This window comes from Mesorhizobium sp. LNHC221B00 (assembly GCF_000502935.1).
GTDB lineage: Bacteria > Pseudomonadota > Alphaproteobacteria > Rhizobiales > Rhizobiaceae > Mesorhizobium > Mesorhizobium opportunistum.
The window spans coordinates 73,591-84,244 of the sequence record NZ_AYWR01000026.1 but is presented as its reverse complement, the minus strand read 5'-3'; the positions used below and the strand labels follow the sequence as shown (position 1 = coordinate 84,244).

The window sequence follows — 10,654 nt, the reverse complement described above, 5'->3', positions numbered from 1 at the left end:
GAATCCCGCCGCATGAACCTCAACCACGACATCGTTTATTGCCGCCTGCGGCTCGGGCCGCTGCACCAGCTGCATCCCGGCCGTTCCGGCAGCCTGGTCCGTCACTACGATCGCTTTCATGAAAATTGTCTCCTTAGACATTTGTTGGTGCGGGTGATTCTGGGGAAATGGAAGATCTTCGATCTCCCACGCGATTGGCTATCGGCTCGACGCTTTCCACCATGGAATACTGTGTGATGCCGTTGAGGGCTCTCAGCACCTTGAAGGTACTCAAGGATGTCGAGCCTGACAAATTTGTGACAGGGTCGAAGCGATGACAGTCCTAGGTGATTGTTGCTCCGGTGACCCGGTGTAATCAAACCTCGCGGTAGTATTCGAACAGCGGAAGGTATGTTGTATCCGGGTCGATTTTCGGAACCGACGTTTGTGAGGCCGCATGCAAAGGGCGCGGCGCACCGGTCGCTTCGCAGGACGGCGAGCGCATTGCTGCGCACGTCCTCTGGCTTTATGAGCGGCCTGACTGGTGAGGATGAACTGCTCCACGCTCAGACCAACTGGGCTCGGTCGGAAGGACGATCCAAGGGGATCACCGAAGACCCGAATGCCAGCCTTCGTGACTTGGTTCTGACGAGGAATTAGATGTTTATCTTGGCGAAGGCCTGCTCGATCAGATGAAGGGCGGTCATCGTTGCGCTCCCGCAGCCACCGGAGGGCGACAACGCCCCGCCGAATTGGACTCTGCCTCTGCGCGAAATGCGACAGACGGAGGACTGTCAGCCGATGCGTTCAGGTCGGACCTGCTGCCGTGTCGAATAGGCGCGCGTGAATTCGGCCCCGAGCAGGAAAATTTCCGACGAGTAGTAAACCCAAAGGAGGATCACGAGCAGGCCACCGGCGGCACCATATGAGGATGCCACTGCGCTGGTACCGATATACCAGCCGATAAGGGATTTTCCGAGCGTGAACAGAGCCGCGGTCACAACGGCCCCAACCCGGACATTGCGCCATTCGAGAGTTCGGTCGGGTAGAACCTTGTAGATGGCGGCGAACATCACCGAGATCAGGACGAAGGAAACGACCGCGTTGATCACACTAATGACGATTTTGCCGAATGGCAGATGCGCGTTGATGATGTTTCCCACTGCCGATATCGCTGCGCTCGCAACCAGAGAGACGAGCAACATGAAGCCAAGCGCGGCCACCAAGCCGAGGCTTGCGGCACGGGCGCGGACCAGGCGTGAAAACGAACTTCCCTGAGGCTTAACCTTCCATATCGTATTCAGCGATTGCTGCATTTCGCCAAAGACTCCCGACGCAGCCACCAACAAGGTGACTATTCCGATCACCGCAGCCCAGCTTCCGGAGAGCCGGCTTGACGCGCTCTGCAGCGCGGCCTGGAGGATATTTGCGCTCTGTGGGCCCATCAGGCCCGAAATCTGAGCGGATAAAGCCAATTGTGCAGCGTCGTGACCGAAAACAAGGCCTGCAATGGCGACGACGATCAGCAAAATTGGCGCCAGAGAAGTGGTGGCATAGAAAGCCATTGCCGCGCCATGACTGAGAGCATTGTCGTTGATGAACCCGACCACGCTTTCTTTCACCAGACACCAGACAGTCATGAGCAAGCTGCCCATTTTTGGCATCCCTTGCATTTGCAACCGCATCCGTCACAAATGTCCCAGCATCCGCGATGTTCCAACATCGCGCGCGCGATTGGCTTTGGAATGCTTGCTGTGCAGTTGGGTGGACACGGGTGAGACATTGCGGATGCTGAGGCGCCGTTCCCTAAACACCACACGTCGTTGCGCCGCTCTTGGAGTTTGGCGCGAAAGAGTGGCAGAGCAGTTCCGCTTGGGCTAAAGACGCCAAAAGCTATCAAGATCGGCCCGGACGCGTCGTGACCTTTCAGGCCTGCTTAGACCAACGCCATGGGCAGGTATCGGATGATCACCATGTCCTGCCGGAACAGGCGCTCCAACTCCGCTCGGCGCCTCCGCCAATCGGGAAGATCGACCTCTTCCGTCATNCGTCATCACCTCGAAGATGACGATCTCGTCCAGGCCGGACTCTTTGCCCTGCCTCCACACCCCTTCCGCGGGCGCTCGAAAATACGCAGTGACACCTTCGAAGGTATTGGCGAGTTCTTCCTTCACACAGTCGAAGTCCTCGTTGGCGAAGGGCTCTCCGGCGTTGTCGGAACGAGGAAGCAGTATCTGGACAAGGTGCATGCGGCCGCCTCCAAGATCATTAACGGCCGCGGCATTGACGATGTTCCATCGGCCGACGCATTGCACGCGCCGAGGCGCAACGGCATAATTTGCAGATCGCGTTCGAACCCGTTTGGAACTGATGTTCGCCCCTAGGCACTGTGTTCCCGACACCAACGGTGCTCTGACCCACACTAGTGGTCCTCCCGCTGCAGTGAAGGCCGCACGCGATTCTAGCGCTGGCCCTTCGGCCGCGGCTGCAAATCTATCGTGTCGCCATCACCGTGCACCTGGTCTCGATCCCAGTCATTCGTTTTGTCCGGGGGTTTTGGCGGCAGCCTCCTGCGTGTCCCTGGTCTTTCCTTGCGAGGCTTGGGCTGGGGAAAATCGCGTGATAATTGGGCGCCCATGGATGCTTTTTCCTTCGGATTTTTGCTTGCCCGGGCGAAACACGTCTGGGGATTTTAGGTTCCCTCACCCGCGCCGAGCACGCGCCGGATATTCCAGCGATAGGCGATCACGAGCCCATCCCGTGGCGGTGCGCTTGTGCCGGCCACCCGGAACCTCATGAACAGCCTTGTGCCTTCAGGGACCTCACCATACGCTCGACAATAGGATCATACGGTTCCTTTTCCGATTTCCTATAATTCATGGTGAAAAGTGCCGCGCGTTGGTCGCAGACCAATATCGCGCGGACATAGCGAATCTCGCCATTCCTGATCCCGGAGTAGCTCGCCCATCTTGGAGCTATGCGCCGATAGGTCAGACGCCAACCGGCCTTTGCGTCCTCGATCATGCGATGCGCGATCTCGGCACGAAAGCTGGCTTTGCCCAGTCGCGCGCCCCAAACGGCCAGAAACGCATCTCTTGGGCCCTCAAAAGCCGCTCCGTGGTCCGATTGCTGCGCCAGCACGAAACCGGGAGGGATATCGAACGTGAAGCCAAGCTGCCGGACACCGAAGGGCTGCCAGGCTTCGGCCTGTAGCATGGTGGTGCAAAAGAGAAAGACCATAAGGCCCAGCATTGAACGTCGCATTGCTCTGATTTAGCGTCGGCCAATATGGCGTCCAGAGGAAGAGGAGGTCCGAGGCGAAAATAGAGCAAGCGCGTGAACGGGAGGATGGCCACAACGATCTTTGCTGGGAGGCTGCAGCGCGGCCGCATGTCGAGGCCGCCTGGAAAATCGCCCGGAACAGGCTGTTGATACTCATTGGTCTGGCCACCCAATTTCCACAATGCGGACTCGCCCCAGTGAAGGGGCGGTGTACGGAGGGTGGTGCGCTCAGGTTGAAGTGTCGCAGCAACGGAGCCGTCGTGAATGACCGAGATGAGGCGCAAAGCTGCCATTCGGTATAAGTTAAGTAATGTCAGCGGATGGCCGGATCAGCCTCTTGAATCAATTTGGCAAACCGCTTGGTAACGAACTGATAAACAAGAGTTATTTAGACGCGTAGGGTCGTCGTTCCTATCGAAAATCAATATATCAGCAGCTGGTTCGCCAAGCCGTTTCTTTCGTATTCTCTCGTATGGTCTGGCGAACCAAAGGGCGACGCCTCCGAATAAGTCGGCCCGACGGACTCGGGCCAGCGATCAATGACCGCTTGCCCCGTCGCAACGCTCTCCAGGAATGTCGCCGACGGTATTAAGAACAAAGTACCGGTGACTGCGCGGCTGAAGTCCAGCAACCGGTCGTAGTTGCCTTGCGGCCCGCCAATGAACATGTTCTCCAGCATTTGCTCTATTCTGCGCGGCGAACGGGCGTAGCCGATGAAATAGGTGCCGAACTCACCCTTGCCGACGTCGCCGACTGCGTGTTGTGGCGTACAATCTCCAACTGCTCTCCGTGCTCGATAATCGTGGTCAGCGCATTGTGGGCCGGAGGTCGGTTTTATGGCATCATCCAGCTCGATATCGGAGAGTTTTTTCCTGCGAATGTGCCGGCACCTCGCGGCAGTTTCGTGATGTTCAGCATTGGCGAGCGACCATATCTCGTCGCAACGCGGTAGTGCCCATCTTTGCCTATCGGAAAGCCGGCATCCGTGACGTCCAGATCGCCAAGCCGATGATCACGATTAAAATCCAGAAAAGCGAGTTGAAGAGCATGCGAACAAGGTCGCGGTTTTGTTCTTTCGTAACACCGAGCCGATCTGAGATAATGTCGCCTGGGGCGATCAACAGCCAGAGTATGAACCGACCCAGCCTTGCCATACGATTCCTTGCCTCGCAAGCAAGACAGCAAAGCACCATCCTGAGCGCGAGTCGAGCGAACCGTGCCCGAAACATCCGACGGTCGGTGCCTCCATGTCGCAGTACATTTGGCCAAAACGAGTTCTCCTGCCTTATGCCAACTCGCGAGGTCGGTTTCGATGTGCCGGACTTCAGGATATCGGAAGATGGCTTCGCGCTTGGGGTCGAAAGGCTCGGCTGGCTTTTTAACTATGCTGATTTGCGGCTCTTGGCGGTTGGCCGGTCTTGCTTGACGCCTTCCTTGGCAAGGCTCTTTCGAAGCACCGAGGCTAGGTCGATCACGTTCTCCTTGGGCTGCGGGACCGGTTTCGGGGGCTTTTTGCCCTTGCGCTTGGCGTCGATCATGGCGATCAACGCGTCCTCGTAGGTGTCCTCGAATTTCGAGGGATCGAACTTTGTCGCCTTCTTGTCGATGAGCAGCCCCGCGATTTCGAGCAAATCCGCATCGTACTTTGGGCTTTTCACGTCATCGAAGACGGTGTCTTCCGACGTCATCTCATTGTGGGTGCGCAGCTCGGTCAGCAGCATTCCCTTTCCAAGGGGCTGTATCAGCACTTCGCGCCCGCGCTGATAGAGCACGACGCAGGAGCGGGCCGCGACGCGCTTCTTGGCCATCGCATCGCGCAGGACGGCAAAGGCCTCCACAGAGGCGCCGTCTGCGGGGATCAGGTAGTAGGGTTTCTCCAGATAACGTGTGTCGATCTCGGCAACCGGGACAAAGGAATCGATATCGAGTGTATGCTGCGATGTCAGTTTCAGTTTTTTGATCTCGTCCGGTTCCACGTGTATGAAATCACCCTTGTCGGCCTCGTAGCCTTTGATCTGATCCGCGGCTTCGACGATGTCGCCTGTCTCTTCATCGACATAGGCGCTCTTGACGGGCAAGCCGTCCTTGCGGTTCAGAATCTTGAAGTGGATCTTGGATGCCTCGCTTGTGGCGCCAACGATCTTCACCCCGCATGCCACCGAGTCGACCCTCAGAAACCCCTTCCAGACCGCGCCTGGCGCCACCATGCCGTTTCTCCCAGACGTGCCGATGCCGCACAACGTCAGGCACACGGTTCTGTTCAATCTCGATGAAATGAGACTTTCTCGGCGGCAGGCAACCGATCAGCTTGTATGCTCCGAGCAGACCTCCAAAATGCGCGCTATAGCGATAGGCCGAAGGGCATCCGGGCGCTGCGTTGATGATGTCCCACGACAGTTTCCCGTGCCGTTTGTGGAGGTTTCGGAGGGCTGCCAGCATCTCGTCATCGCTCATGTGAAGATAAAGCGATTTCAAAATTTGCTGTGCTTTTTCGAATAATTGGCGGCTGATGATGGGCTCAAAGGCGTTGTCCGCCCTGACCCATTGGTCCGGGGGATTGTACGCAACTTTGGTTTTCAGCTTGGTGCAGCGTCTATTCCAGACGTTGTTGCCGATATATTTCTCATTGGTCAGGACACGGCGCACGGCGTAGCTCTTCCAAGCCCTTCCGAAGTCGTTCAGGATCCCCCGGTCATTAAGATATTTTGCGATTTGAGCTTCGTTTTTGCGTGACCTGACGAACAGGCGAAAGATCAATCGAACAGTGGCAATCTCTTCCGGTGGCCCCGGTACGATGGTCACACGGTCTGTCTGGAAGTTCTTGTGTTCATAGCGGGCGAGGATGAGTTTGGGTTGTCCGAACTGGTCAACCATCAGGCGCCTTAGTCCGAGTCCCTGGATCCCGCCCACGTGGAAGCCCATGCAGGCCATCCTAACCTGGCCCAAAAAGACCCGTTGTGACAACATCCTGCTGTACTCTGCGGCCATGCTGCGCTTTATGGCCTTCAGTACATCGGATCCGACGGTGCCATCGTTCGCGAATTGCTCGGCGCAAAACTCGATCCGCACACCCGCTATCTGACATCGATATTCGTAGGAAGCGCTTTCATCGACGCTTTGGAACCGGCCCCATCTGCTCACGTCGTATACGACGACCGTCTCGTAATCGGCGAGTCCGTGTTCAATGTCGAAAAGCAGCTTCTTGAGGCCGGGCCGGCCTTCTATGTGCAGCCCGCTACGGCCGGGGTCTTCATAAGTGGCGACGATGTCGTACCCCATGACCTCGGCATAACCGCGGATTGCATCCTTCTGATTCTCAAGGGAATAAGTCTGGTGCTCGGTGGACATTCGTACGTATTGAGCCGCGCGAACCCTTCGCCGCTCCTTAGGAGGTTCGCGCGCCGCAGCAATCTTATACATCGCCTTGCACCATCGGACCAATGTCAATTCTAGCGGGCAGCGAATGGCAAATCCAGTCAACATTAAATCGAAGCGTTCGCGCCTAGGTTTGCGCTTTGGAAACCATGGCTTTCAACTCATGGGAAACCCTGACTCACTTCGTGAGAAGCTGCGCCGCCGTTCCGCCGCAATGCAACCGCACGGGAGGATCGGTAGGGATTTCAAACCTTTAAGGGAGACCTCACATGACCTTTCACAAAGCCATAGCGGCGGTGCTCATGACCGCGGCACTCGCCGGCTGCGCGCAAACCGAGGGCCAGCAGCGGGCCGGAACCGGCGCGCTGATCGGCGGCGCTGGCGGCGCTCTCGTCGGCCAGGCGATCGGCGGCAACACCAAGAGCACGGTCATCGGCGCGGCCAGCGGCGCCTTGCTGGGTGCGGTGGTGGGTAGCGCGACCACCCCGCAGCGTCGTGGCGATGAGATGTGCCGCTACCAGGACCGTTACGGGCGTATCTACACAGCACCATGCGATGACCGTTACTACAACGGCAACTATTGAAGGCGGTGTTCGCCGGCTACTGACGCCCCAATAGACCTTGGCCCGACGCTCGTCCGCGATATGGGTATGGCAGGCTACGTCCATCGGACTAATTGTGTCAGCCGCTAAACGCGCTCACACTCTAGGCATCCGAAGCCCAGTAGACGCCTGCTGACGTTGCTATCGGACGCTTGCCGACACCTGTCTTCCCCCCGAAGCACGGTCGACATGCAAGGCGGATCCCGTCCCCGGATCCGCCTTTTTCATGTCCGCGCTATCGGCGCCCCTAAGCGGTGATGAAAGTGGGCTCACTGTCATTTTTTGCCCACTTGCTTGGACTACCTTGTCTTTGAGGCGGGCGCTTTGGAGGAGGTCGATGTGACGACGACAAGCCTTGCCGCCCTGAAAAATCAAAGCAAACGCGCCGTCAAACGACTCATCGGCTACGATTCCCGAAACTGGCTGCGCATCCGCCAGATCGAGGCGTTCACCCTCTTCCTCGAAGCCGGCAACCGCAAAGCCTCCGACGTGATCGAGATCTCGCCCGGCTGGAACCGCTACTGGCGGGCGATGTGCGCCAACTACAGATCGGTCGATTTCCCCGACTTCGACATCTGCAGGGATCGCACCGACGAGAAATATTCCATCGTCATCGCCGATCAGGTGCTGGAACATGTCCAGCGGCCGCTGGCGGCAGTGGCCAATATCCATGCCATGACCCGGCCCGGCGGCTGGGCGATGGTGGCGACGCCCTTTCTGTTTAGGGTCCACGCCAGGCCGCACGACTACAACCGATGGACGCCTGCCGGCCTGAAACAGCTGATGGTCGAGGGCGGCTTTCCCGAAGCCAATGTCAAGGTCCACGGTTGGGGCAACAAGGCCTGCGCCAGGGCCCATATCGGCGGCCCCGTCCGCGCCTACGGCCTGTGGCGGGATCTGAGCAACGACGAGGAATACCCGCTGATGGTCTGGGCGTTCGCCAAGAAGGCGTGATCGAGTACTGCCCACGTTGCGGACAGGCGCCTCACGGCTATCCGCCATCGCGTCATGGAAGACCTGCTGGTCGCGGTCGACAAGGCAGGCGGCCGCGCGTCCCAGGCCCCTGAAACGGAGATCATCCGCATCAATGGCGAGTTGACCGTAGCGCTCGCAATCGCCAGGTGTCGCGTCTCGCATTGTGCCTATCCCCGCTGGTCTTCGAGAGCCATGCGAGAGGCCATAGCGGACATCTTCGTCTTGATCCGCATGCAGCCGGGCAATCTGATCATTCGCGATTACCTGATCGCTCCGATGCATGAAATCGTGGGGTTCAAAGGAGATTTCCATGTCAACAATGGAATGAAGCTGGATGGGTTTGTTTTCCGATCGCTTGATCCGCTCGTTGCGCTGGCCGAGCGAACATTCGTCGGGAGTGCCACATGACGGAGCGCCGCACGGTTTTAGGCTTGGAAGCCGCCGACCGCCTTTTGCAGAATAGCCGCACAAGGCACGCTGCGCTTTTGGAAAAGATGCACGAGCCCAACAGGTGGTTCACCGGTCCCTGGCTGTGCAGAACCTATCAGGCTGAATGCCAAAGAACGCGGGACATGATCGCAGAGGCGATTATCTCTCGGCATCTTCAGGAGACGATCACCGAGATATTTCGATATCCGATCAAACAGGAATCGTTCCGTCGTCTGCTATCGGCCGAAAGCCTGGCCTCTGTGCCGAAGGCCCTGATCGAAGGGCCTACTTTGAACCTGCTCGCGGAGAGTTCCGCGCCAAGGCCCTTGGTCAATGGAGTTTCTCCCGAGGTGATCGAGCTTTTGCAGGATTGGAATGTGCCGCCACAGGTCTTCGCGTCCTTGCGCAAGATGGTTCCGGAAAGGCAGCTCAAAGCGGCAAAGCTCATGATCGCCCTGAAGAGAGTGAGCTTTCACTATGCGCAACTCCTCGCAACGCTTACTCCGGCGTCGCAGTTGGTGGATCCCTCCAGGCCGAGGAAGAAGTTTGTCGGGGTGACAGCCGACGGGCTGGCTATCATGGAAGCTGAATTTGATCTGCTGAACGATGAATTTCTCTTCTGCGCCAGCCTTCGTGGCACCTGGGCGCTGGAGGTGATCGCGGCGAGGCTCTATCTCGACCGGCTAATGGAAAACGCGCGGGTGGTCAGACACCTTGCGCGGGATTTCCCGGAGCAGCTCGCAAGGTTCCAAACGATACTGGACATTCCAGCGGGTCAGGAAGCTTTGCCGAGCCAACCAGTCAAAACCGGACCAAGGCGCACGCATTTTGTCTTCTGAGGTGGCGGCTTCGGGTCGCAAGCGCTCGGCCATCACCTTCAGTTTCGCGGCAGCTTGTGGATCTCCAGTCGTACCGGGCCGCCCTTGTTGCAACTCGTGCAAAGTAACGCCCGCTCGACAGTGCTGAACAGCGCGCCTTTGCCATACCGCCGGATGAGTGCTGCCGGCTTCACCTCGGCATGATGTGAACAGTTCTTGCACCAAGCTCGCAACGTGTGCCATTCGCGGAGATCGCCAAGGGCCACGTCCAGTCCTGCATGGATGCTGCCATTGATGATCGTCTGAGGGGGGATCTTCACCTCGCCTGGCGTGATGATCTTTTCCACAACGTGACGGCTATTGTAGTGGATCAGCAGCATGCCCGGCCGACGGCGTATCGCCGCCTGCCATGCCGCCTGGCTGACCATCGCATCCGGTGATCGACAGATGGTTTCGAGGTGCGTCTTCTCCTCGCTATCCCAGACCTCGATCCGGAAATTGTCTTCGGCTGTGTCCACCANAGATGGTTTCGAGGTGCGTCTTCTCCTCGCTATCCCAGACCTCGATCCGGAAATTGTCTTCGGCTGTGTCCACCATATCAAGAACACGCCTTGTGCCAGCCGCGTGAAAAGCCGTTCGAGGCCGCCCCTCGCGACAGCGCCAGCTCGCCCTCGAGCCGGGGCGCATCTGGCCAGGACATTGAGCAAGGCAACCACAGCATCTCCCCGGCCAGCATAGACGCCGCCGTCGCGGCCAAAAATGAATGCCATAGGCGATTGGTCGGCGAATTCCGCTTCGCCTTCAGCCGCTATGTCTCCGGCGCCGACGGGGTTTGGCGTCCGCCAGGTGCCCGAGGCATCGATAACGGCAAGGGCGCTGGCGCGCCTTCGGCGTGTGCGGCGCGCGGCCAAATTCGCCGGCCCTCCACGTCCTTTGACCAAGTCCCGAATTGCGCGCTTTTCATCGTTTTCTTCATCCGACAGCCTCGCCAAATGGACGGCAACAACACCCAGGATGGGCGAAAGGCAAAGCTGACTGCCTTGTCGGCCCCTCCTGTTCATTGCTGGGTCACCAAGACAACGATGGCGGTTCAGTGCTGCCGAGATCGACCTTTCCGGGTTCTTGCACGGAACCAAGCCGACCTGTGGCTGGTTATACCGAGGCGCGAGCAGAAGCCGCTCAACAGGAGAGAAC

General features: G+C 58.3%; 10 protein-coding genes and 1 pseudogene. 4 read left to right on the top strand and 7 right to left on the bottom strand.

Going from position 1 to position 10,654, the window contains the following annotated elements:
* The 6 genes and pseudogenes from X741_RS1000000170060 to X741_RS141195 all read right to left on the bottom strand — a co-directional run.
* A pseudogene (locus tag X741_RS1000000170060) lies at window positions 1-120 on the bottom strand (NADP-dependent oxidoreductase); the annotation flags it as partial.
* Between the two features lie 653 nt (window positions 121-773).
* Complete coding sequence (locus X741_RS141175) at window positions 774-1,634, bottom strand: YihY/virulence factor BrkB family protein (protein WP_156937949.1); 861 nt, start codon at window positions 1,632-1,634, stop codon at window positions 774-776.
* A gap of 1,138 nt (window positions 1,635-2,772) precedes the next feature.
* Window positions 2,773-3,231, bottom strand: a complete 459-nt coding sequence (locus tag X741_RS141180; RefSeq protein WP_023780091.1) for a hypothetical protein — start codon at window positions 3,229-3,231, stop codon at window positions 2,773-2,775.
* 451 nt (window positions 3,232-3,682) lie between these two features.
* The gene (locus tag X741_RS1000000169060) at window positions 3,683-4,195 is read right to left on the bottom strand and encodes a Dyp-type peroxidase domain-containing protein (protein WP_084018887.1); all 513 of its coding nucleotides are present in this window, start codon (window positions 4,193-4,195) and stop codon (window positions 3,683-3,685) included.
* A 448-nt stretch (window positions 4,196-4,643) separates the two neighbouring features.
* Window positions 4,644-5,408 carry a Ku protein gene (locus X741_RS141190; protein ID WP_245272783.1) on the bottom strand — a complete coding sequence of 255 codons (765 nt, stop codon included), beginning with the start codon at window positions 5,406-5,408 and terminating at the stop codon, window positions 4,644-4,646.
* A complete protein-coding gene (locus tag X741_RS141195) occupies window positions 5,311-6,681 on the bottom strand; it encodes a recombinase family protein (RefSeq protein WP_023780087.1) in 1,371 nt (456 codons plus the stop codon). Before X741_RS141195 ends, X741_RS141190 begins: the two co-directional genes overlap by 98 nt.
* A gap of 224 nt (window positions 6,682-6,905) precedes the next feature.
* Between X741_RS141195 and X741_RS141200 the strand changes: the two genes are divergently transcribed.
* The 4 genes from X741_RS141200 (at window position 6,906) to X741_RS1000000167685 (ending at window position 9,481) form a co-directional block, all read left to right on the top strand.
* Window positions 6,906-7,220, top strand: coding sequence for a YMGG-like glycine zipper-containing protein (locus X741_RS141200; RefSeq protein ID WP_023780086.1), 315 nt, complete (start codon window positions 6,906-6,908; stop codon window positions 7,218-7,220).
* Window positions 7,221-7,577: 357 nt separating this feature from the next.
* A complete protein-coding gene (locus tag X741_RS141205) occupies window positions 7,578-8,192 on the top strand; it encodes a methyltransferase domain-containing protein (protein ID WP_032928285.1) in 615 nt (204 codons plus the stop codon).
* A 54-nt stretch (window positions 8,193-8,246) separates the two neighbouring features.
* Window positions 8,247-8,621, top strand: a complete 375-nt coding sequence (locus tag X741_RS141210) for a hypothetical protein (protein WP_023780084.1) — start codon at window positions 8,247-8,249, stop codon at window positions 8,619-8,621.
* Window positions 8,618-9,481, top strand: a complete 864-nt coding sequence (locus tag X741_RS1000000167685) for a plasmid partitioning protein RepB C-terminal domain-containing protein (RefSeq protein WP_023780083.1) — start codon at window positions 8,618-8,620, stop codon at window positions 9,479-9,481. Before X741_RS141210 ends, X741_RS1000000167685 begins: the two co-directional genes overlap by 4 nt.
* A gap of 38 nt (window positions 9,482-9,519) precedes the next feature.
* On the opposite strand, the gene X741_RS141215 is transcribed toward X741_RS1000000167685, so the two are convergent.
* Window positions 9,520-9,978, bottom strand: a complete 459-nt coding sequence (locus tag X741_RS141215; protein ID WP_023780082.1) for a hypothetical protein — start codon at window positions 9,976-9,978, stop codon at window positions 9,520-9,522.
* Window positions 9,979-10,654: the final 676 nt, after the last annotated feature.

What these genes read in the sequence shown, in the direction of transcription:
- X741_RS141175 (WP_156937949.1), bottom strand. Translation starts at nt 1,634, where the DNA reads ATGGGCAGCTTGCTCATGACTGTCTGGTGTCTGGTGAAAGAAAGCGTG.
- X741_RS141180 (WP_023780091.1), bottom strand. Translation starts at nt 3,231, where the DNA reads ATGCTGGGCCTTATGGTCTTTCTCTTTTGCACCACCATGCTACAGGCC.
- X741_RS141195 (WP_023780087.1), bottom strand. Translation starts at nt 6,681, where the DNA reads ATGTATAAGATTGCTGCGGCGCGCGAACCTCCTAAGGAGCGGCGAAGG.
- X741_RS141200 (WP_023780086.1), top strand. Translation starts at nt 6,906, where the DNA reads ATGACCTTTCACAAAGCCATAGCGGCGGTGCTCATGACCGCGGCACTC.
- X741_RS141210 (WP_023780084.1), top strand. Translation starts at nt 8,247, where the DNA reads ATGGAAGACCTGCTGGTCGCGGTCGACAAGGCAGGCGGCCGCGCGTCC.
- X741_RS1000000167685 (WP_023780083.1), top strand. Translation starts at nt 8,618, where the DNA reads ATGACGGAGCGCCGCACGGTTTTAGGCTTGGAAGCCGCCGACCGCCTT.